This window comes from Mesorhizobium sp. M1004 (genome assembly GCF_040318795.1).
Classification (GTDB): domain Bacteria; phylum Pseudomonadota; class Alphaproteobacteria; order Rhizobiales; family Rhizobiaceae; genus Mesorhizobium.
The window spans coordinates 89,411-111,493 of sequence record NZ_JAMYNB010000003.1 but is presented as its reverse complement, the minus strand read 5'-3'; the positions used below and the strand labels follow the sequence as shown (position 1 = coordinate 111,493).

General features: G+C 62.8%; 19 protein-coding genes. 5 read left to right on the top strand and 14 right to left on the bottom strand.

The window, feature by feature from the left end:
• Positions 1 to 23: 23 nt before the first annotated feature.
• Positions 24 to 1,322, bottom strand: coding sequence for an adenylosuccinate synthase (locus tag NKH54_RS07440; protein WP_023684197.1), 1,299 nt, complete (start codon positions 1,320 to 1,322; stop codon positions 24 to 26).
• A gap of 209 nt (positions 1,323 to 1,531) precedes the next feature.
• Between NKH54_RS07440 and NKH54_RS07435 the strand changes: the two genes are divergently transcribed.
• Positions 1,532 to 2,437 carry a DMT family transporter gene (locus NKH54_RS07435; protein ID WP_353027953.1) on the top strand — a complete coding sequence of 302 codons (906 nt, stop codon included), beginning with the start codon at positions 1,532 to 1,534 and terminating at the stop codon, positions 2,435 to 2,437.
• 105 nt (positions 2,438 to 2,542) lie between these two features.
• Positions 2,543 to 3,007 (top strand): DUF2231 domain-containing protein, encoded by a 465-nt coding sequence (locus NKH54_RS07430; RefSeq protein ID WP_023684195.1) that lies wholly within the window; start codon positions 2,543 to 2,545, stop codon positions 3,005 to 3,007.
• Positions 3,008 to 3,071: 64 nt separating this feature from the next.
• Here the strand turns inward: NKH54_RS07430 and serA are convergent, their stop codons facing one another.
• From serA to glmM, 5 genes are all read right to left on the bottom strand, one after another.
• Entirely contained in the window at positions 3,072 to 4,673 is a 1,602-nt protein-coding gene (gene serA, locus NKH54_RS07425) for a phosphoglycerate dehydrogenase (protein ID WP_353027952.1), read from the bottom strand.
• A gap of 58 nt (positions 4,674 to 4,731) precedes the next feature.
• Complete coding sequence (locus tag NKH54_RS07420; protein ID WP_353027951.1) at positions 4,732 to 5,907, bottom strand: phosphoserine transaminase; 1,176 nt, start codon at positions 5,905 to 5,907, stop codon at positions 4,732 to 4,734.
• 201 nt (positions 5,908 to 6,108) lie between these two features.
• Positions 6,109 to 6,969 carry an outer membrane protein gene (locus NKH54_RS07415; protein WP_353027950.1) on the bottom strand — a complete coding sequence of 287 codons (861 nt, stop codon included), beginning with the start codon at positions 6,967 to 6,969 and terminating at the stop codon, positions 6,109 to 6,111.
• Positions 6,970 to 7,199: 230 nt separating this feature from the next.
• Positions 7,200 to 8,045: an outer membrane protein gene (locus tag NKH54_RS07410; protein WP_353027949.1), complete on the bottom strand. Its 846-nt coding sequence runs from the start codon at positions 8,043 to 8,045 to the stop codon at positions 7,200 to 7,202.
• 251 nt (positions 8,046 to 8,296) lie between these two features.
• A complete protein-coding gene (glmM, locus tag NKH54_RS07405; RefSeq protein WP_353027948.1) occupies positions 8,297 to 9,649 on the bottom strand; it encodes a phosphoglucosamine mutase in 1,353 nt (450 codons plus the stop codon).
• 341 nt (positions 9,650 to 9,990) lie between these two features.
• Here glmM and NKH54_RS07400 point away from each other — a divergent pair, with 341 nt between their 5' ends.
• Both NKH54_RS07400 and NKH54_RS07395 read left to right on the top strand, forming a co-directional pair.
• A complete protein-coding gene (locus NKH54_RS07400) occupies positions 9,991 to 10,986 on the top strand; it encodes a hypothetical protein (RefSeq protein ID WP_353027947.1) in 996 nt (331 codons plus the stop codon).
• A gap of 241 nt (positions 10,987 to 11,227) precedes the next feature.
• Positions 11,228 to 11,680 (top strand): hypothetical protein, encoded by a 453-nt coding sequence (locus NKH54_RS07395; protein ID WP_353027946.1) that lies wholly within the window; start codon positions 11,228 to 11,230, stop codon positions 11,678 to 11,680.
• Between the two features lie 85 nt (positions 11,681 to 11,765).
• Here the strand turns inward: NKH54_RS07395 and NKH54_RS07390 are convergent, their stop codons facing one another.
• Complete coding sequence (locus tag NKH54_RS07390) at positions 11,766 to 12,623, bottom strand: NAD(P)-dependent oxidoreductase (protein WP_353027945.1); 858 nt, start codon at positions 12,621 to 12,623, stop codon at positions 11,766 to 11,768.
• Positions 12,624 to 12,650: 27 nt separating this feature from the next.
• Positions 12,651 to 13,415 (bottom strand): SDR family oxidoreductase, encoded by a 765-nt coding sequence (locus NKH54_RS07385; protein WP_353027944.1) that lies wholly within the window; start codon positions 13,413 to 13,415, stop codon positions 12,651 to 12,653.
• A 215-nt stretch (positions 13,416 to 13,630) separates the two neighbouring features.
• On the opposite strand from NKH54_RS07385, the gene NKH54_RS07380 reads away from it, so the two are divergent.
• Positions 13,631 to 13,969: a winged helix-turn-helix transcriptional regulator gene (locus NKH54_RS07380; RefSeq protein ID WP_023673597.1), complete on the top strand. Its 339-nt coding sequence runs from the start codon at positions 13,631 to 13,633 to the stop codon at positions 13,967 to 13,969.
• Between the two features lie 66 nt (positions 13,970 to 14,035).
• On the opposite strand, the gene ftsH is transcribed toward NKH54_RS07380, so the two are convergent.
• The 6 genes from ftsH to tolA all read right to left on the bottom strand — a co-directional run bounded on the left by ftsH (position 14,036) and on the right by tolA (position 22,083).
• The gene (gene ftsH, locus NKH54_RS07375; protein ID WP_023684183.1) at positions 14,036 to 15,961 is read right to left on the bottom strand and encodes an ATP-dependent zinc metalloprotease FtsH; all 1,926 of its coding nucleotides are present in this window, start codon (positions 15,959 to 15,961) and stop codon (positions 14,036 to 14,038) included.
• A gap of 103 nt (positions 15,962 to 16,064) precedes the next feature.
• Positions 16,065 to 17,471 (bottom strand): tRNA lysidine(34) synthetase TilS, encoded by a 1,407-nt coding sequence (gene tilS, locus NKH54_RS07370; RefSeq protein WP_353027943.1) that lies wholly within the window; start codon positions 17,469 to 17,471, stop codon positions 16,065 to 16,067.
• Between the two features lie 51 nt (positions 17,472 to 17,522).
• On the bottom strand, positions 17,523 to 18,605 hold the full coding sequence (gene ybgF, locus NKH54_RS07365; protein WP_023694601.1) for a tol-pal system protein YbgF: 1,083 nt from the start codon (positions 18,603 to 18,605) through the stop codon (positions 17,523 to 17,525).
• A gap of 211 nt (positions 18,606 to 18,816) precedes the next feature.
• The gene (pal, locus tag NKH54_RS07360) at positions 18,817 to 19,323 is read right to left on the bottom strand and encodes a peptidoglycan-associated lipoprotein Pal (RefSeq protein ID WP_023684182.1); all 507 of its coding nucleotides are present in this window, start codon (positions 19,321 to 19,323) and stop codon (positions 18,817 to 18,819) included.
• A gap of 259 nt (positions 19,324 to 19,582) precedes the next feature.
• The gene (gene tolB / locus NKH54_RS07355; protein ID WP_023673841.1) at positions 19,583 to 20,887 is read right to left on the bottom strand and encodes a Tol-Pal system beta propeller repeat protein TolB; all 1,305 of its coding nucleotides are present in this window, start codon (positions 20,885 to 20,887) and stop codon (positions 19,583 to 19,585) included.
• Between the two features lie 38 nt (positions 20,888 to 20,925).
• Positions 20,926 to 22,083 (bottom strand): cell envelope integrity protein TolA, encoded by a 1,158-nt coding sequence (gene tolA, locus NKH54_RS07350; RefSeq protein WP_023673842.1) that lies wholly within the window; start codon positions 22,081 to 22,083, stop codon positions 20,926 to 20,928.

Genomic DNA, 22,083 nt, shown 5'->3' with positions numbered 1-22,083 from the left:
ATGCCCGGAAAGGCTTCAGAAAACTAGTCTTGAAACGGATCGGTCACAAGTATCGTGTCGTCCCGTTCCGGGCTGGTGGAAAGGAGCGCGACGGGTGCCCCGATCAGCTCCTCGATGTAACGGACATATTTGACGGCCTGCGCCGGAAGGTCGTTCCAGCTGCGCGCGCCGGCTGTGGTGCCTTTCCAGCCTTCGAGCGTCTCGTAGACCGGCTCGACACGCGCCTGCGCGCCCTGGCTGGCCGGCAGATAGTCGATCGTTTCGCCGTCGAGACGGTAGCCGGTGCAGACCTTGATCTCATCCAGCCCGTCGAGCACGTCGAGTTTGGTCAGGGCGATGCCCTTGATACCGTTGACGGCGACGGCCTGGCGCACCAGCACGGCGTCGAACCAGCCGCAACGGCGTTTGCGCCCGGTGACGACGCCGAATTCGTGGCCACGCGTACCGAGAAATTCGCCGATCTCGTTCTTCTGCTCGGTCGGGAACGGGCCTTCGCCGACACGCGTCGTATAGGCCTTGGTGATGCCCAGGACATAGCCGATGGCGCCGGGGCCCACCCCCGAGCCGGCGGCTGCCTGGCCGGCAACGGTGTTGGACGAGGTGACGAACGGATAGGTGCCGTGGTCGATGTCGAGCAGCGTGCCTTGCGCGCCCTCGAACAGGATGCGTTCGCCGGCGCGGCGCTTGTCGTCGAGGATTTTCCAGACGCGGTCCATATAGGGCAGGATCTCATCGGCGACCGAGGTCAGCTCGGTCATGATCGCCTCATGCGTGACTTCGCCATGGCCAAGCCCGCGACGCAGCGCATTGTGATGCGTCAGCAGCCTGTCGACCTTGAGAGGCAGCGTTTCCAAATCCGCCAGATCCATCACCCGAACCGCGCGCCGGCCCACCTTGTCTTCATAGGCTGGGCCGATGCCACGACGCGTCGTGCCAATTTTCGTCCCGGAATTGGAGGCGGCGTCCTCGCGGAATCCGTCCAGCTCCCGGTGCAGCGACAGGATAAGCGCCGTGTTTTCGGCTATTTTCAGGCGGTCCGGCGTGACCTCGACGCCTTGCGCCTTGAGTTTTGCCACTTCCGCGACAAAGGCGTGCGGGTCGAAGACGACGCCATTGCCGATGATCGACAGCTTGCCTTGCCGCACCACGCCCGACGGCAGCAGCGACAGTTTGTAGACCTTGCCGTCGACGACCAGCGTATGGCCGGCATTGTGGCCGCCCTGGAAGCGCACGACCACGTCGGCGCGCTCCGACAACCAGTCGACGATCTTGCCCTTGCCTTCGTCGCCCCATTGCGAGCCGACGACCACCACATTGGCCATGTTTCTTTTCCCTTGAGATGCCGCCCTGGCGGCCTGGATATGGTTCGAAACGACAGGCCTCTATAGCGTCAAGACCTCGCAAGCGCGACCTTTCTTTGCCGCCGAAAATGCCCTGAGGCACAACAATTTTCGGCTTTGACATCGTTTACTTGCGTCGGCGGGGGCAATAGGCCGGCAAACACAACTCCCCAAGCGGCCGGAATCCCGCAATGCATCGACGCGCCTACCTGTTCCTGCTGCTGACCACCTTGTTGTGGGGCGGCAATTCCGTCGCCGGCAAGCTGGCGGTCGATCACGTCTCGCCGATGACGCTGGTCTTCCTGCGCTGGGTGCTGGCCGTCGCGATCCTGCTGCCGATCGGCTGGCGCACGATCAGGGAGGACTGGCCGGTGGTGCGCAAACACTGGTTCGTCCTGGCTGCACTTGGCGCCAGCGGCTTCACTCTGTTCAACACCATTTTCTACACCGCGCTCAACTACACGACGGCGATCAATGTCTCGATCGAACAGGCGGCGATGCCGGTCTTAATCATCATTGCCAATTTCTTCTTCTTCCGCCTGCGCGTGAGCTGGGCTCAGATTGCGGGCGTGGTGCTGACCATCTTCGGCGTCATCTTGACTGCCTGCCACGGCGATCCGCGCCGGCTGCTCACATTGGAACTCAATTTCGGCGACGCCATCATGCTGGTCGCGGTCGTCCTCTACAGCGGTTATTCGGTCGGGCTGCGGCTGAAGCCGGTGATGCGCTGGCAGAGCCTGATGTTGTCCCTGGCGATCGCTGCCCTCGTCACCTCGCTGCCGTTCTTCCTGTGGGAGGTCGCCGCCGGCAAGGTTATCGTCCCCGATATCAGCGGCTGGGTGGTCATCGTCTATACCGCGATCGGCGCTTCGGTCATTTCGCAGATCACTTACATCAGGGGCAACGAACTGATCGGCGCCAACCGTGCCGGGCTGTTCATCAATCTGGTGCCGATCTTCGGCACGCTGCTGTCAGTGCTGATCGTCGGCGAGACATTCCAGCTCTACCAGGCGCTGGCGCTCGTCCTGGTGCTGGGCGGCATTTCGCTCGCCGAATACAGCGGGCGCAAGATGGCGGCACCGAACCGCCGCGGATAACATTTGGCTGCTGCCGCGCTGCGCCGCCGTCGCGATAACTGCTGCCGCGCGCCGACCTGGAACATTTTACCTCTGGCGGAGTTTGCTTGCGTGGGAGGCAACAAGATGAGCCATAACCCTCGCAGCACGGCAAGCATTGCCGGTCACCCCATTCATCCAATGCTGATTCCGTTTCCGATCGCCTTCTTTGTCGGCACCTTCGTTTGCGATCTGATTTTCTGGCAAACAGCCGATCCCGGGTGGGTCACCGGATCGCTTTGGCTTCTCGGCGCCGGCCTGATCATGGGCGCCTTGGCCGCTCTTACCGGCCTGACGGACGTTCTCGGCGATGTTCAGATCCGCAATCTCACGACGGCATGGCTCCATGCCGGCGGCAACGTCCTCGTCGTGCTGATCGAGCTTTATAACTGGTACTCGCGTTATGTCGGTGGAGCGGCGGCTGTGATCCCGACCGGCTTTATCTTATCGCTGATCGTGGTTCTGGTCCTGCTGTTTACAGGCTGGAAGGGCTGGGAACTGGTCTATCGGCATCGCGTGGGCGTCTCCGACGGCTCAGACGAATTGACCTGAACCGGCCTCTGCGACGGCCGCCCCAACGATGGGGGGAGGACCGCCGCATCCGCCACGCCGTCAACTACATTGCGTTGATGTCGAACTGCAGCCGCTTGGCCGAGTCGATGGACTTGTGCGCCTTGACCTGTTCCAGCACTTTCTCCGGGAACGGCGCGTCGAGATAGAGCAGCGCGATCGCGTCGCCGCCCGGCCGGTTGCGGCCGAGCTGGAAGTTGGCGATGTTGACGCCGTTCTCGCCGCACACCGTGCCGAGCAGGCCGATAATGCCGGGCGCATCGGCATTGGTTGTGTAGAGCATGTGCTGGCCGACCTCGGCGTCGAGATTGATGCCCTTGATCTGGATGAAGCGCGGCTTGCCGTCGGAGAAGCAGGTGCCGGCGATCGAGCGCGTCATGTGCTCGGTCTTCACCGTCAGCTTGATGTAGCCGTCGAACACGCCCGACTTGTCGCGCTTGACCTCGGCGACGATGATGCCGCGCTCCTTCACCATGATCGGCGCCGACACCATATTGACGTCGGCGACCTGCGGCCGGATCAGTCCGGCAAGCGCGGCACTGATCAGGGCACGCGTGTTCATCGTCGCGGTCGAGCCGTCGAACAGGATCTCGACCTCGTTGATCGGGTCCTCGGTGACTTGGCCGACAAAGGCGCCGAGCACTTCGGCGAGCTTGACGAACGGCTTCAGCCGCGGTGCTTCCTCGGCCGTGATCGAGGGCATGTTGATGGCATTCGAAACCGCGCCCTTGATCAGATAGTCGGCCATCTGCTCGGCCACCTGGAGCGCGACATTTTCCTGCGCTTCCGCTGTCGAGGCGCCCAGATGCGGCGTTGCCACCACATTCTCCATGCCGAACAGCGCGTTGTTCTCCGCCGGTTCGACCTCGAACACATCGACGCCGGCGCCCGCCACCTTGCCGCTCTTCAGCGCCGCGACCAGGTCGGCTTCGACGATGAGCCCGCCACGCGCGCAATTGATGATGCGCACGCCGTTCTTCATTTTGGCGATCGCCGCCGCGTCGATGATGTTGCGCGTCTTGTCGGTCAGCGGCGTGTGCAGCGTGATGAAATCGGCGCGGGCGAAAAGCTCGTCCAGCTCGACCTTGTCGACGCCGAGTTCCTCGGCGCGCTTGTCCGACAGGAACGGATCGAAGGCAACGACATGCATCTTCAGGCCGACGCCGCGCGTGGCAACGATCGAGCCGATATTGCCGCAGCCGATGACGCCCAGCGTCTTGCCGGTGATCTCGACGCCCATGAAGCGGTTCTTTTCCCATTTGCCGGCATGGGTCGAGGCATTGGCCTCCGGGATCTGCCGGGCGAGTGCAAAGATCATCGCCACCGCATGTTCGGCCGTGGTGATCGAATTGCCGAAGGGCGTGTTCATCACGATGATGCCCTTGCGGCTCGCCGCGGGGATGTCGACATTGTCGACACCGATGCCGGCGCGGCCGACGACCTTGAGTCTTGTCGCTGCGTTGATCAGTTTTTCCGTGACCTTGGTCGCCGAGCGGATGGCAAGACCATCATACTGGTCGATGACTTCGAGCAGCTTTTCCTTGTCCTTGCCGAGATCGGGCAAATAGTCGACCTCGATGCCGCGGTCCTTGAATATCTGGACGGCGGTGGTGGAGAGTTTGTCAGAGACGAGAACGCGGGGCGCCATGGCGGCCTCCTTGAACTGGATTGTCGGGAAATGGCGGCCCGCAGGCCGCCACGAATTCTCAGGCTGCTGCCTTCACCGAAGCCTTCTGCGTGGCGAAGGCCCAGTCGAGCCAGGGCAGCAGCGCTTCGAGATCGGAGGTCTCGACGGTGGCGCCGCACCAGATGCGCAGACCGGGAGGTGCGTCACGATAGGAGCCGATGTCGTAGGCGACGCCTTCCTTGTCGAGCACAGAGACGATCGCCTTGGCGAAAGCCGCCTGCCCGTCGGCGTCGAGCGCCGCGACATCGGCGTCGGTGAAGGACAGACATACGGACGTGTTGGACCGTGTCGCCGCATCGACTGCGAGATGGCCGAGCCAGGACGACTTGTCGACAAACCCATCTAGCACGGCGGCATTGGCATCGGCTCTGGCAATCAACGCATCGAGACCGCCGATCGACTTCGCCCAATGAAGCGCATCGAGATAGTCCTCGACGCACAGCATCGACGGCGTGTTGATGGTCTCGCCCTTGAAGACGCCTTCGATCAGCTTGCCGCCCGAGGTCAGGCGGAAGATTTTCGGCAGCGGCCACGCCGGCTTGTAGGTTTCCAGTCGCTCGACGGCGCGAGGCGACAGGATCAGCATGCCGTGTGCGCCCTCGCCGCCCAGCACTTTCTGCCAGGAAAAGGTGACGACATCGAGCTTCTGGAAATCGAGCCTCTGCGCGAATGCGGCCGAGGTCGCGTCGCAGATGGTCAGGCCTTTGCGGTCGGCTGGAATGAAATCGCCATTCGGCACGCGCACGCCTGAGGTCGTGCCGTTCCAGGTGAAGACCACATCGCGGTCGAAATCGATCTTGGTGAGATCCGGCAGCTCGCCATAGCCTGCCTCGATCCTTCTGATATCGGCGAGCTTCAGCTGCTTGACCACATCGGTCACCCAGCCGGAGCCAAAGCTTTCCCATGCCACCATGTCGACACCGCGTTCACCGAGCAGCGACCACAGCGCCATCTCGACAGCACCCGTGTCCGACGCCGGCACGATGCCGATACGGTAATCCGCCGGAACCTGGAGAATTTCGCGCGTCAGCTCGATCGCCTGTTCGAGCTTGGTCTTGCCGATCTTGGCGCGGTGGGAACGGCCGAGCGCAGCATTCTTCAGTGCCTCGACCGACCAGCCGGGGCGTTTTGCGCAGGGACCTGAGGAGAAATTGGGGTTTGCCGGACGGAGTCCGGGCTTCGTATGCGTCGTCATCGTGGTCTATCCTTCCAGATAGTGGCCCCTCGTTGGGGAGGGGTGGCCCACGGACGGCGATATGCGTTCAACCCTCAGGCGTCAAGAGGAAAGTTTTTGTCGCTGACAAGATAGAAGCAGTCCGGGATCAGGATGTCGTGAGCCCAAACGCAAACGGCGGATCGAAGAGATCCGCCGTCGGGTTTCGTATCTGCAGCCAGCCTACCAGAGGTCGTAGCGCAGCCCGAGCTTGACCGTCTGATAATTGATGCCCTTGTGGATGTTGAAGGCGCCGCTGTCATAAGCGACGTATTTGGCGCCCGGCACCGAGAAATATTCGTAGCCAAGGTCAACCGACACGTTCTTGGCCACCTGATAGGAAAGACCGCCCCCGATCGAATAGGCAAGGTTGAATTTGCCCTCCTTATCCGTTGCACCCTCGTAACCGGCCGGATCATCACAAGAGAACCCGCCCGTGCCGGACGAATTGGGGGCCACTTCCACGCAATCCTTCGCCCCAATGCTCCTGTAATATTTATTGTATGCGACACCGACCCCTCCGCCAAGGTATGGAGTGATTCCAACATAGGTGCCGAGATCCACATAGCCATTGGCCATGACGCTGTAGCCTTTGTTGGAAGCATTGTCGGAAAGATCGCATGCCTGCGTAGCCGCGACGGAATTGATGGTGCCAAAACCGTCGTCCACAAGCGTATGGCCGTCGCAAGTGGCTGCCAACTTGGCGTGTTCCCCGAATTTGTCGGTCGGAAGAATCCCGCCGTTCAGTTCGACCCGAAGATAGTCGTTGACATGATACCCCATACCGAAACTGCCTGTGAAAAGGCTGCTCTCATCGGTAAAGCTGTTAAGCGGGCCGGTTGTCGCTTCCTCATGCTCGAAGGGATGGCTGAACGCGTAGCCGACATCCCCCCGCAGATACCAGCCCGAGCCGACCTCGACCGGTTGATAGTCCGGCGCCTGATCGACATAGATCGGCGGGTCGTAGTCCGCGGCTTGCGCCGGCGTCAGCAGCGCTAGCGCGAGTGCGGCAAGTGCCGGCGCTGTCAGCAATTTGAAATTCATGGGTCCCCGGCTCCTGAAATTGGCGCTCTTCATTTTGATCGCAAGCGCCGTTTCAGTGGGCATTGTTAACCATAGTGGTTAAGTGCGGGTTAAGGATAACGCGACGTTACCGATTTGATTTCGATAGGCTTTCTCCTCCGCACGCCGCGGCCTGGAAGTGCACCGCAATCGGCAAACAAAAACCGCCCGGCATGGCCGGGCGGTTCGCAAATTCCTGGATTTCGAAGCGACTACTTGGTGTAGACCGGCTCCGGTTCGGGAACGTAGGGCTCCGGCGGCGGGGCGCAGTCCGACCGGCCGAACTGGTAGCGCAGGCCGCCGCGCACTTCGTGCACGTTGATGCCGCGATCGAAGCCCGGGCCGACATCGCTGTCGGAGGCGTAGTTGAACATCTTGCCACCATTGATGTGGCTGTAGCGATAGCCGAGATCGAGCTTGACCCGGTCGGTCAGGCAGTAGGAGGCGCCGGCCATGAGGGCATAGGCAAAGCGCCAGCCCTTGCCGCCGCTGTGCTCGAAGGAGCCATCGAGATCGGTATTGTGCAGCGTATCCCACTTGACCCAGGCACCACCGATGCCGGCGCCGACATAGGGCGTCACGCCGCGCCAGGTGCCGATATCGACATAGGCATTGGCCAGGAGCAGCATCGCCGAATAGGACGATGTGTCGACGGAGGTACAAGCTATGCCGCCGCCGCAGAAACCATTGGTCGAGCCGCGGAAATTGGACTTGCCCATCCAGTCGAAGGTCAGATCGGTGCGGAAGTACCGGTTGACCTGGTAACCGACACCGGCGCCGGCCGAAAAGGAACTCTTCAACTTGCCGGAGGCGAACGAACCGGGGAGTTGGGGCGGTGCCGGGCTGTAGGTGGTGTAGTCACCACCGCGGAACTTCGACCAGTGATAGTCAATGTCGCCACGGATGTACCAGCCGCCGAAATCGGCCGGCTGCTCGTAGGCGATCGGCGCCGGCGCCTCTTCGACCACTGGCGGCTCCGCCAGATCGGCGGCGAATACTGGCCCGGCCACGCCTGCGAACAGCGCGGCAAGGAAAGCCATTTTTGCTGCATTGAACATGTTTGTCACCCCTGAGAACCCGTCGGAACTTTGAATCCGCTCGAATGTGTTTGACCTCAGTTGTGGATAATGAATTGCAAAAGTTAAAAGGCGTTTAACCCTGTCGATTAACCACGAATTCTCGACATTTTAGCAAACGGCCTCCGCCGGCATGACGCTGGGACCAACCCTGGCCGAAACAAAAAGCCCGCCTGCAGGCGGGCTTGAAGTCTTGAGCCGGCAGTTCGCCCCTGCCGTTGGAGGCAGCGCAATCAGGCGGCGCTGCGCGTTTCCGAAATGATGTCGACGATGTCGTTGACCACGGCCTCGACCAGCTGTGGGTCGTCGCCCTCGGCCATGACGCGGATCAGCGGCTCGGTGCCGGAGGGCCGTATGACCAGGCGGCCGGCCTTGCCAAGACGGTTGCGCGCATCTTCGATCGCCGCCTTGACCAAGGCTTCTTCAAGCGGCTTGCCGCCGGCGATGCGGACATTCTTCAACAGCTGCGGCACCGGCTCGAATTTCTTCGACAATTCGCTGACCGGCCGGTTCTGCCGCTTGATGCAGGCCAGCACCTGCAGCGCCGAGACCAGCCCGTCGCCAGTGGTCGAGAAATCGGACAGCACAATGTGGCCCGACTGCTCGCCGCCGACATTCAACCCATGCGCGCGCATATGCTCAACGACATAGCGGTCGCCGACCTTGGTGCGATGCAGCTGCAACTTCATGTCGCCAAGGAAGCGTTCGAGGCCGAGATTGGACATCACCGTCGAGACGACGCCGCCGCCGGCCAGTCGCCCGCTCTGGTGCCAGGACTCGGCGATCAGCGCCATGATCTGGTCACCGTCGACCATGGTGCCGTTCTCGTCGACGATGACGACACGGTCGGCATCACCGTCGAGTGCGATGCCGATATCGGCGCGCACTTCATGCACCTTCTTCTGCAGGCCGGCCGGATGGGTCGAGCCGCATTCCTTGTTGATGTTAAAACCGTTCGGATCGACATTGATGGCAATGACCTCGGCGCCCAGTTCCCAAAGTGCGGCAGGCGCCACCTTGTAGGCTGCGCCATTGGCGCAATCGACGACGATCCTGAGACCCGACAGCGACATCGAGCGCGGCAGCGTGCGCTTGGCGAATTCGATGTAGCGGTCATGCACGCCGTCGACGCGCTTGGCGCGGCCGAGCCCGTCGGAATCGGCGAGCGCCAGTTCGATATCCTTGTCGAGCATGCTCTCGATGCGCTCCTCGATCTCGTCGGAGAGCTTGTAGCCATCGGGACCGAACAGCTTGATGCCGTTGTCGTAATAAGGGTTGTGCGAGGCCGAGATCATGACGCCGATATCGGCGCGCAGCGAGCGCACCAGCATGGCGACCGCCGGTGTCGGGATCGGGCCGAGCAGGAACACATCCATGCCGGCCGCGCACAGGCCGGACACCATGGCGTTTTCGATCATGTAGCCGGACAGCCTGGTGTCCTTGCCGAGCACGACGCGGTGGCGATGGCTGCCGCGCTGGAACGACAGGCCGGCGGCCATGCCGACCCGCATCGCGATCTCAGCCGTCATCGGAAACTTGTTGGCGCGCCCGCGAATGCCGTCGGTGCCAAAATAACGTCCTGCCATGCTTGCCAGAATCCCCGTCGGTTTTCAGCCGGCTCGTAGTGCCACAATTGGTCCGAGCCCGACTATCACATTGTGTGATTGTATATTACCAATTCTTAGAAAATCATTGTAGCAGGCTGTTCGGAGCGTTGGCAGCGTATCATGACACGGTGTTGCCGCAATATAGCATTCACACTGGGCCACTGCGCAGATTGGGCCGGTAAGCCGGACTGTTGGAGGGGCAGATCGCAAGGGTCCATCACCTTATCGGGAGAACGCCGTTTAGCATCTGGCGCAGCCTAGCGTTGAGAGCTATTGATTGACACAGGTACAACCTATGGGCGCAGCAACGGGAGAACGCCATGCTCATCCACCGACTTGCAACTTTGACGGGTCTTGCCGTCGCAACCTTGTTCATGGCGGCGCCCGCCAGCGCGCTGACCATGGCCCAGTGTAGTACCAAGTATAATGCCGCCAAGGACGCCGGCACGCTGAACGGGCAGACCTGGAATCAGTATCGGAAGGCCGAGTGCGGCACCGACGCGGCGGCCACCACCGAGACCGCAAAGCCGGCGGCCAAGAAGGCCGCTGCGGCCAAGACGGACACGACCAAGGCCGCCGCTGCTGATGATGGCGCCAAGGGTCTGACGGCCAAGGAATGCAGCGCTAAGTACCAGGCTGCCAAGGCCGCCGGTACGCTCAATGGCGCAAAGTGGAACGACTTCCGCAAGACCGAATGCGCCGCCGGCGCATCCGCCGCGGCAGAACCGGCCACGACCAAGGCCGCAGCCACAACCGACGATGGCGCCAAGGGCCTGACGGCCAAGGAATGCAGCACCAAATACCAGGCGGCAAAGGCCGCCGGCACGCTGAACAGCGTGAAGTGGAACGACTTCCGCAAGGCCGAATGCGCCGCCGGGGCCTCGGCCGCGTCAGCACCCGCCAAGGCAACCACCAAGGCAGCTGCCGACAGCAGCGGCAAGGGCCTGAGCATGGCCGATTGCAGCGCCAAGTACCAGGCTGCCAAGTCTGCCAATACTCTGGGCGGCAAGAAGTGGAACGACTTCCGCAAGGCCGAATGCGGCGCAGGCGCAGATGACGACGACACCGTGCCCGCTCAGAGCGAGGCGACCTATACCAGCGAGCCCGAGAAGCCCTCGGTCACCGCTCCCAAGGGCGTGAAGTTCCCGGCCGCGATCTCGAAGAAATACGCCGGCGAGACGCCGGCCAAGGGCCGCATGCACACCTGCCTCGAGCTCTACTACGCCAATAAGGATGCCAACACGCTGAATGGCCTGCGCTGGATCCAGAAGGGCGGCGGCTTCTACAGCCTCTGCAATGCCAAGCTGAAGAGCTGATCGCGTAGCCATATTCTCCAGACAGAGGCCCGCGCATCGCAGCATGCGCGGGCCTTTTTATTGCGCTCGAACACACCCGGCGTTGATCGACGTCTACATATCGCGGAAGCTGTCGGCATCATCTATTCGCCCACACTGCCCACCCCAGACATATCGGTGGTTCGCAAAGATTCCAATTGAACATATGCAGAACAAATGGTACACAAAAAGACATCGAACTTTTGTCAACCAGGAGGGTCTTATGTCCAGATTGAAATTGGCGGCATTGGCTGTGACGGCATGGATTGCGTGGAGCGTCACCCCTGCAAGCGCACTGACAATGAAGGAATGCGGCGAGGCCTATCGCACAGCCAAGGAAGGCGGCACTGTGAACGGCATGGATTGGACCGCTTTCCGCACCGAGAAGTGTGCGACGTCAGCTGCGGAGAGTGCCAATGCGGATGCGGTCAAAACCGAGCCGCAGCCGCAGAAGGAAACCAGCGCGGCGGTCGCCCCCGCTGTAGCGCCGACGGGCGTGACATTCCCGACCACCCTCGCCGCCGAATTCAAGGCCGAGAAGCCCTCGAAGGCGCGGATGAAGACCTGCCTGCAGGGCTACCACGGCAACAAGGACGCGGGTACGTTGAACGGCCTTCGCTGGATCCAGAAGGGCGGCGGCTATTACAGCCTCTGCAACGCCAAGCTGAAGAGCTGATCGACCAGCAGCGTTTGAAGATCGAAGGCCCTCAACCGCAAGGTTGGCGGGCCTTCTCTTGGGTCTTGCCCCGTCAAGCGCCTTGTTACGAGAGCAGTGCGACCAGGCTTGTAAGATCGGCATTGGCCTGGCCGGCAGCCACCCCGCGCTTCATCAGGCTTTGCATCGGCAAGACGAGTTCGGTGCTGACATCAGCCGACCTGCTGGCATCGATGACATTGACGTAGGCATCAGCCTGCATGCCCAGGTTGGAAACGACATTGCTGGTGTGATCGCCACTGTCGATCTGTTCCGCCCATTTCGGCAGCAGGCCTTGCATCGACTGAAGCCAGGAGGCCAGCAGCGGCATGAACTCGCCGGCCGGGATCCCTGCTGCGCCCGTCAATGCCAACGCCTGCAGAACGCCCGCGAACATGCCGTACATGCCGGTCAGAAGCGAGATATCATAGAGCGGCGCGAGGCCTGGATCCTCACCGAGGAATTTGCTGGTGCCGAGCGCTCCGAGCTGCCCCGAACAGGCATCGAACGCCTGGCGCGAACCGCTGTAGAGAATCAAGGCGTGCGGCCCGCCGATCATCGGCGGCACCGCCATGATGCCGCCGTCGATATAGCTGGCGCCCTGGCTCACCGCCCAGCCCGACATCGCCCGCGCCTGCTCGGGGGTGCCGTTGGTGAGATTGACCAATGTGCGGCCCGACAGCGCGGCTCGGCTTGGGCCGAGCACCTCACCAACGGTGTCATAGACAAGCAGGCACGCCACGATCAGTGGACTCGATCTGACGGCTTCCTCGACACTCTTGGCCACAATGGCGCCCGTGGCTGCCAAAGCCTCAGCCCTTGCCGGAGAACGGTTCCACACCGTCACCGCATGTCCCTGGTTCAGAAAGGCTTCGGCAAGCGCCGTGCCCATGGCGCCGAGACCGATTACTGTTATATCGCTCATTCTGCTTCTCCTCGGTTTGTTGCGCGGTTACGCCGGTGTCGGGCTCAGGTCCTGGCCAAGGCCACCGTCCACGGTCAGCCGCGCGCCCGTGGTGAAGGTCGCGTCGAACGCCAGGAACAGCACTGCGCGCGCCACCTCCTCCATTGTGCCGTGGCGCTTCATCGGCGTGACCGCGTCGCCGATCGCCATGAAGGCGGCCCGCTCCTCGGCCGAGGCGTCGGCCACACCCATCGTCGGCGTATCGATGAAACCAGGGCTGACCACATTCACGCGGATCCGGCGCGGCAGAAGCTCGGCGGCCAGGACCTTGGCGAAGGCGCGCAGTGCCGCCTTCGATCCGGAATAGACGCTCATGCCGCCGGTGCCGGATACGTCGGTGATCGACGAGGTGAAGACTATCGCGCCACCATCCCTGATGAGGGGCAGCAGGCGCTGCGCGGTGAAGAAAGCGCCTTTGGTGTTGATGTCGAAGGTGCGATCGTAACTGTCCTCGGTGACCCGCTCCACGGGTTCGAGATTGGCCACCCCGGCATTGACGTGAAGGAAGTCGATGTGGCCAAGCTTCTGCCCCACTTCGGCACCGAGCGTGACGATATCGGCCATGTCTGAGATATCGGACCGCACGACATGAGCTCGCGAAAGCAGCTTGGCTCGCGCGGCCTCGATGTTGCGCTGGTCGCGGCCGGTGACCAGGACCTCGGCGCCGCTTTCGATCAGGGCTTCGGCAACGGCGAGCCCCATGCCGTGCGTCCCGCCGATGACAACGGCCTTCTTGTTTGCGTATCGTGTCATGATCCATCCCTTTTTGACAAAATCCGGCCGCCGACGGCCTTTGCAGGTCGAAGCGAGGTACCGATATGATGTTGTGGTGTTCGCGGATGCCGGCGAGCTGGTTTGAAGCTATGGACCGGCTTGGTTTTTCTCAAGTACCGACAAAAATGTAAGCTACCCACCGATTGCTCAGAATTGGATGAAACATGGGAAAGAAACAGCCAGATAGTTGCGGATTGGGGCCGGCGCTGGAGGTCATCAGCGGCAAATGGAAGGCGCTACTGCTCTGGCAGATTCACAAGGCGCCGGCACGATTCGGTGAGCTGAAGCGGCTGGTGCCTGACATCAGCGAAAAGATGCTGATCCAACAGCTGCGCGAAATGGAGGCCGACGGCATCGTCCATCGCGAAATCTTTCCCGAGGTGCCGCCGAGGGTCGAATACTCGATTACCGAATTCGGCATCGAGCTGGACAATGCCCTGATCCCGCTGGCCAGATGGGGCAAGCAACATGCTGGCCGGACTGACGGTGTGCGCCCCGGCAAAGCAAATGCATCCGTCCCGCATGCTCTTTGAGAGACCCTGAATAGCAAAACGCCGCGGATTGAGCCGCGGCGTTTTCTTGCATCAAGTGATGTCAGCTCAGCTCGACGGCTGAGGCTCCATGCCGCCTTCGGGCTCGGGACCCTTCTTGCGGCGGCCGGACTTCGGCACAGCCGAGCCGCGGCTTGTGGGGGTGTCATCCCCCAAATCTCGCGCGGGCTTCTGCCCGGCGATCAGCTGCTTGATCTCTTCGCCCGAAAGCGTCTCGTATTCGAGCAGGCCCTGCGCCAGAGCGATCCATTCCTTCTTCTTCTTGGTCAGAATGGACTTGGCCGTGACATAGGCCTCGTCGATCAGCCTGCGCACTTCGGCGTCGATGATCTGCGCGGTCTCTTCCGAGACGTTCTGCGTGCGCGCCACCGAATGGCCGAGGAAAACCTCTTCCTGGTTGTCGCCATAGGCGACATGGCCGAGCTTGTCGGAGAAGCCCCAGCGCGTGACCATGGCGCGCGCCAGTTTGGTCGCCTGCTCGATGTCCGAGGAGGCGCCCGAGGTGATGTTCTCCTTGCCGAACTTGAACTCCTCGGCGACGCGGCCACCCATCATGATGGCGAGCCGTGAGATCATGTATTTGTAGCTCATCGAATAGCGGTCGCCTTCCGGCAGTTGCATGACCATGCCGAGCGCGCGGCCGCGCGGGATGATGGTCGCCTTGTGCAGCGGATCGGCCGACGGCACGTTGAGCGCCAGGATGGCATGGCCGGCCTCGTGATAGGCCGTGAGCTCCTTTTCGGCCTGGGTCATGGCCGACGAGCGGCGCTCGGCGCCCATCATGATCTTGTCCTTGGCGTCCTCGAACTCGGCCATGGTGACAAGGCGCTTGTTGCGGCGCGCCGCCATCAGAGCGGATTCATTGACCAGGTTCATCAGGTCGGCGCCCGAGAAGCCCGGCGTGCCGCGTGCGATCACCTTGAGGTCGACATTCGGCGCCAGCGGCACGTTGCGCACATGCACCTTGAGGATCTTCTCACGACCGACGATGTCGGGGTTCGGCACCACCACCTGGCGGTCGAAACGGCCCGGACGCAGCAGCGCCGGGTCGAGCACGTCGGGCCGGTTGGTGGCGGCGATCAGAATGATGCTCTCGTTGGACTCGAAGCCGTCCATCTCGACCAGCAGCTGGTTCAGCGTCTGTTCGCGCTCGTCATTGCCACCGCCGAGGCCGGCGCCGCGATGGCGGCCGACAGCGTCGATTTCGTCGATGAAGATGATGCAGGGAGCATTCTTCTTGGCCTGGTCGAACATGTCGCGGACACGGCTTGCGCCGACGCCGACGAACATCTCGACGAAGTCGGAACCCGAAATGGTGAAGAACGGCACATTCGCTTCGCCGGCGACGGAGCGGGCGAGCAGCGTCTTGCCGGTGCCGGGAGGTCCGACCAGAAGCACGCCGCGCGGGATCTTGCCGCCGAGGCGCTGGAACTTCTGCGGATCGCGCAGGAACTCGACGATCTCCTCCAGATCTTCCTTGGCCTCGTCGACGCCGGCGACATCCTGGAAGGTAACGCGGCCATGCGCCTCTGTGAGAAGCTTGGCCTTCGACTTGCCGAAACCCATGGCGCGGCCAGAGCCGGACTGCATCTGGCGCATGAAGAATATCCACACGCCAAGGATCAGGATCATCGGCAGCCACGAGAGGAGCATGCTGATCAACCCGCCCGAGCCGTCGTTCTCAGCGCGCGCATTGATGGTGACGTTCTTGTCCTGCAGCCGCGAGACCAGCTGCGGATCGCCAGGCGAATACGTCTGGAAGCCGTTGGCGTTGTCGCTATAGGTGCCCGTGATGCGGGGTCCAGTGATGACCACCGTCTTGACCCGGCCCGCCGCGACCTCCTGCAGGAACTGCGAGTAGGGAACGTCGGTGGAGGCCCCACGCGTCTGTGGCGTCTGGAACAGATTGAAGAGAGCAATGAGCAGGACCGCTATGATCGCCCAGAGCGCGAGATTGCGATAATTCGGATTCATCAATTGTCCCGTTGGTGCCCGCTGGGACACGCGTCATGAGAGGAAACTTGCGCCTAACATAGGGAGAGCGCCCCCCCTTGCCAAGCATAACAGCACGTCTGGGTTAAGCTTTCGCGCCATGATCAACCGGCACTGTGGCGGCCAAAGGGCAAGCCGGGACAGGCGGTGCGCCGATCAACTCGGCGACGGCCTGCGCCAACACCAGATCGAAGCACGGCAGGAAACGGGCAAAGGGCGCAACGACCGGGCTGACGGCGATTGCCGGCGCCGCCGCTACGTCCCCTGCAAAACCACGGCATTCGCCGCCGCGCCACAGCGCCGGTTCCGCAGCCAGGGCGGCGCGCACAAGGCTTGGCGGCGCGCCATCCCCGGCAATCGGCGTTTTGGCGGCGGCAGCGGCGCCAAGCGGCGCGATCAACCATGCACCCGGACTGTCATCCAATGTGATCGCCCCGGCTTCGATGTCTGGCGTGATCCGCCGGCGACCGTCCCAGAGCAGAGTGCCAACTGCCGGCGCGGGACGCGGCAGGTCGCGCGATTCACGGCGCAGGAAGATGCCGTTTCGCCTGATATCGACGACCGCCCGCGACAATGTGGCGCAAAGCCGACCGGCCCGCATCTGCTCGAACAGCGCTTCGCCGCGCGCCTGGTCCGGCAACGAGGCGGTGCCGCCCGTCGCCGCCAGCAGGACACGCAGCGCATAGACCGCGGCTCGCGTGTCGTCAGCTTCGGCAAGACCGGGATCGAGACGGATGACACCCCTCGCCGGCCGGCTGGCAAATTCACCGATCAGGGCGGCGGCGCGGCGACCGAGTTGTTCGCGCTCGCCGGCGGCCCGCCTGGCCAGGCCGATCGCTTCGGCAAAACGCTGCCCGCTCCGGTCTTCGCCGAGCACGGCGCGGATGCGCGGGCGTTCGAAATTCGTGTCGATGTTGGTCGGATCCTCGACCCAGCCGACATGTTCGCGCTGCAGGAAGGCGTGCAACGCCGCGCGCCGAGCGCCGAGCAGCGGCCGCGCGATCCAGATCCGCCAGTCATAGAGGGTGGCAGGCGCCATGCCGGCGAGACCTCGGCCTGCAAGCTCTCGCCCGTCATTCCGCGCGGCTCGCATCAGGACGGTCTCGGCCTGGTCGTCGGCGGTGTGGCCGGTCACGATCACACCAATGCCTTGCGCCTGCGCTGCCTCGGCCAGCAGCCGGTAGCGCGCCTCGCGCGCCGCCGCGGGCAGGCCGGCCGACGGCTTGGCGCCGGACCAGTTGAGCGTCCGGTGCGCGATGCCGCGCTCGGCGCAAAGCTTTGCCACGCTGCGCGCTTCGGCTGCTGCTTCCGGACGCAGGCCGTGGTCGATCGTCACCGCCAGCAGCCGGGCTGTCGGGGCGCTGCGGTCGAGGTGAGCCTTGAGGAGAAGAAGGAGGGCGGTCGAGTCGCTGCCGCCGGACACGGCCGCAAGCGCGCCGTTGGTAAAGTCGATCTGCGAAAAATTCGAAAGGTCAGGCTCGGTATCGAGCATCAATGCATGTCGCGCAAAAGTGGCCCCGGTTCTGGGACAACACGGCAAATACTAGCACGCCGCCAGCGCCCTCTCCTGCTTGACGCGTTCCTTGAGCGCGGCCGAAATATCGGGATAGCGCTTGCCGATCTCGCCGAAGGTGGCGCAGGCAACATCCTTCTGCTTGAGGCCGACCAGCGACACGCCAAGCTTCAGGAGCATGTCAGGCGCCTTCTTGGCCTTCGGATAGTCCTTGCTGGCGGAGAGGAAAACCTCGGCAGCGTCATGATACTTCTGCTGGCCAAGCAGCGATTCGCCAAGCCAGTAATGCGCGTCCGCCGCCTTGGCGTCCTTCGGGAAGCGGGCGATGTGGTCGCGAAAACCCTGCTCGGCGGTGCTGTAGTCGCCCGACAGGATGAACTGGTAGGAGTTGCGGTAGATCTCTTCCGGGTTGTTGGTGGCAGGCAGCGCCGCCACCACCGTGCCGTCCGACTTGCCGGTCTTAGCCCCGGCAGCCGGCGCCTCGGCGGCGGGAGCCGCACCTTCCGCCGGCGCCGCTGCCTGCGTGTTGCCGCCGGCGTCGATTACATTGCCGTTCTTGTCGACGGTGATGGTGCCGAAGGTCTTGGGCGGCGTGCCGTTGATCACCTTGCCGGGATCGCCGGTCTGCGATTCGACGATGACCTCGCCGACGCTCTGGCCGCCATCCGGCTGCGCGCCGGCATCGGCCGGCGCCTGGTCTGCCGGGGCCTCGGCGACGCCGGTGCCCGCGCCACCGTCCTGCGGCGCGGCCTCCGATTTCTTCTGGGCCGGCGGCTGCCCGCTGGAGCCGCCTTCCAACTGCTGGAAGCGGAACTCGTTGTCTTCCTGCTGCTTGCGCATCTGCTCCTGCATCTGCAGGATCTGGAAGTTGAGTTCCTCGAGCTTGCCGTTCATCTGCCGGAGCTGATCTTCCAGCCCCGCGGCGGCGGTGCCGTCCTGCTGCTGCGCGATCTGTTGCTGCTCCGGCTTCTCCTTCTTGCCGAAAATGCCGAGCGTCGGCAGATGGAAGGAAAAGCCGCTATCCGCGGGTTGTCCGGTGCCGCTCGCAGAAGCCGCGAAGCCTGATACGAGCAGCAGCGCAAGCGTGCCGCTCAAGACCGATCTGAAATGCATGTGCCTCTCGCCGTGAATCGTGAGCCTGTTCGCGCCTTCCGATCACAGTGGGACCGGCACGACGCCCTCGGCTCATAGCAGGAGGCGAGACTTCGGCCAAATTTTGTTTCCGGCTTTGTTTCCGGGACCGAAACTGAAAAAGGCGGCCACAAGGCCGCCTTTCGCATGGAGGTGTTGCAATTATGCGACTAAGGCGCCGCCGTCTTGCGTATCAGGAGCCGGCGCCGGAGAGCGTGGTGACCGCGCGGCGGTTCTGCGACCAGCAGGAGATGTCGTCGCAGACCGCGACCGGACGTTCCTTGCCGTAGGAAATGGTCTTCAGGCGGCTCGCCGAAACGCCCCTGGCGACCAGGAAGTCGCGAGTGGCGGCGGCGCGGCGGGCGCCGAGAGCCAGATTGTATTCACGTGTGCCGCGTTCGTCAGCATGGCCTTCGACGACGATGGCGTACTGCTTGTACTGGTTGAGCCACTGTGCCTGCCGCGACAGCGTCGTCTGCGCATCGGCGCGGATCGCGGTCGAGTCCGTGTCGAAGAAGATGCGGTCGCCAATGTTGACGGTGAAGTCCTGCGCCGAGCCCGGCGTTGCCGCACCCGCGCCATTGAGACCGAGATCGGCAGCGTTGTTCGGGGTTTTCTTCGAGGCGCAACCGGTGATGGCGAGCATCGCGATCAGGGCGATCATCGCCGGGTTTCTGGTAAGTGCTGCGATACGGCCCATGCCGCCTCTCCTTCGTATTCGAGTGACTTCGTTGATCACCCAGTAACCACGTTTGGGTTAACCGGCATTCAAGAAACACGGTTAAAATTTGGTTTCAGCCGCCGTCCCCAGCCAAAATGACCTGATGCCACAATGGTCGCGGACCGTAGGCGGAAATGCGGCCAAAACGCGACTTTGGCGTGGAAAAAGCCCCAAAACGGGGCTTTTAAGGTAGTGTTGCCGAGTTGCAACGAAGCGAGCGGACCAGGCCGAAAGTTGGTTACTCCAGCAGCGGCGACCAAGCGGGGTCCGACGCGAAATTCGCGGTCGGGATCGACTGTTCGTTGCGGCCGGTGAGATCGACGGAGACCAGTTTTGGGCCGCCGGCGGAGTCGCGGAAGAACATCAGCACGCGGCCGTTGGGCGCCCAGGTCGGTCCCTCCTGCTGGAAGCCCGAGGAGAGGATGCGCTCGCCCGAACCGTCGGTCTTCATGACGCCGATCTGGAATTCGCCGCCGGTCTGCTTGGTGAAGGCCACGAGGTCGCCGCGCGGCGACCACACCGGCGTCGAATAGACGCCGTCGCCGAACGAAATGCGGGTCTGGCCCGAGCCGTCGGCGCCCATCACATAAATCTGCGCACGGCCGCCACGATCGGAAGTGAATACCACCTTGCTGCCGTCGGGCGAATAAGAGGGCGAGGTGTCGATGGCGGTCGAGTTGGTCAGCCGGGTGGTCGAGCGGCTTCGCAGGTCCATGGCGAAGATGTTGGAATTGCCGTCATCGCGCAGCAGGCTCATGATCACCTTCTGGCCGTCGGGCGAGAAGCGCGGCGCAAAGGTCATGCCGGGAAAGTTGCCGACCAGTTCGCGCTGTCCGGTCTCGATCTGCAGCAGATAGACCCGCGGCTGGCCACTTTCATACGACATGTAAGTGATTTCCTGCCGATTCGGCGAGAAACGCGGCGTCAGCACGATCGAGCGGCCATCGGAGAGATAGCGCACATTGGCGCCGTCCTGGTCCATGATGGCGAGCCGCTTCTTACGCGCATTCTTGGCGCCGGATTCGTCGATGAAGACGACGCGTGTGTCGAAATAGCCCTTCTCGCCGGTGAGCTTCTCATAGATCGCATCGGCGATGATGTGGGCGACACGGCGTTGATTTGCGTCGTTGGCGAAAAACTGCTCCCCGGCTATCTGCTGGTTGCCAAAAATATCCCATAGTCGGTACTGGGCGCGGATTCGGCCGTCCGCCTCCTTGCTCACGCTGCCGGTGACCAGCGCCTGCGCATTGATCACCTTCCAGTCGTCGAAACGGGGCTGCGCATCCGGATTGGCGATCTTCTCGATGAAGGCGTTCTTGTCTATCGGTGCGAAGAGACCGGAGCGCTTCAGGTCGGCGGTGACGATCTCGGAAATCTGCGCGCCGAGCCCTCCCTGGAAATCTGGGATGGCGATCGGCATCGGTTCGACATTGCCTTTGTTGACGTTGAGCTCGAGGGTTGCTCGAGCAGGCAAGGTGACGACGGCGTTCATGCCCATCGCCATCGCGGCGACCATCAGGAGCGGCTTGAGGATGGATTTCATGTCTTCTCGCTTCTCTTGCTGATTTCTGGGTGCTCAGGCTACAGGCCAAGCATCGCTCTGGGATCGAAGTTGACGCGAACGTCGGACCAAATGTCATGCTTTCCGGCGGGCACCTGCAGGCCGGCGACATCGCATTTCTGCACAGCGCGAACCGCGCTGCTGTCGAATTGGGGGTTGCCGCTGGACTTCTCGACGGTCGGACGGCCCTCCAGCTTGCCGGAGGCATCCAGGCTGAAACGGATCACCACGGTGAAATCCTCAGAACCCTCAAGCCCAACCGGGAGGGTCCAGCAGCCACCGAGTTGTTCTTCCAATGCCCCTTGCTCGGACTTCGACAGCTTCTGGCCTTGATCCTTGTCGCCGCCTAGCGATGCCTGTTGGGTCGAGCGCTTGGCGCCGCCGCCGGATGGCTTCTGCTTGTCGAGCAAAGCCTTGATGTCAGCCTCATTGAACTGCTTGTCATCCGACTTCGGCTTCGACGAGGCTTCCTTGACCGGCTTGTCGGTGTCCTTGCGGTCCGGAGCCTTCGCGCTTTCGGCCTGCGCCGGCTGCGGCTTCGGCCGTGCTTCGGGAGCAGGAGCGGAAGTCGGAAGCTGCGCTTCTTCCAGAGGCTGCTGATCCGATATGGCTTCGGCGACCGCATCGGGCTTCACGCGTGGCTTCGGCTCTATGGCGGCGGTCGTGTCCGGCTGCGGTGTTGGTGCAGGCTCCTTCACCGGGGTCGGCTTCGGTTCAACCTGCTTCACCGGCTCGGGCTTGACCTCTTCCTTCGGCTGCGGCTCCGGCGCCACCTCCGTCGCAGGTGTCGGCTTCGGCGCTTCCTTCGGCTTCGGCGTGTCCTCGGTCTTCGGCTTTTCGGTCGGGGTCGGCGCCGGAGCAGCCGTCGCTGTTTTCTCCACCGGCTTCGGCTTGGGCTCGTCCGTCACCGGCTTGTCGGTATCAACGCTGTTCTCGCCGATTTTCTGTGCATCTGGCACGATGTCGGGACGCTTGGTCGGCATCGGCGCCGGCTTTTCGTGCATCACCGCCTTCTTGTCGCCCTGCAGCGTCTGCGCAATGGCTTCCATGGGAACGATGTCGACCGCTATCGACTCCACATCCGTGGACGGCAGCGCGGCCGGCGCCGACAGGGTGAACAGGCCGAAAGCCAGTGCCACCGTATGCAGTATCACCGATGTGGTGAGGCCGGTCTTCAT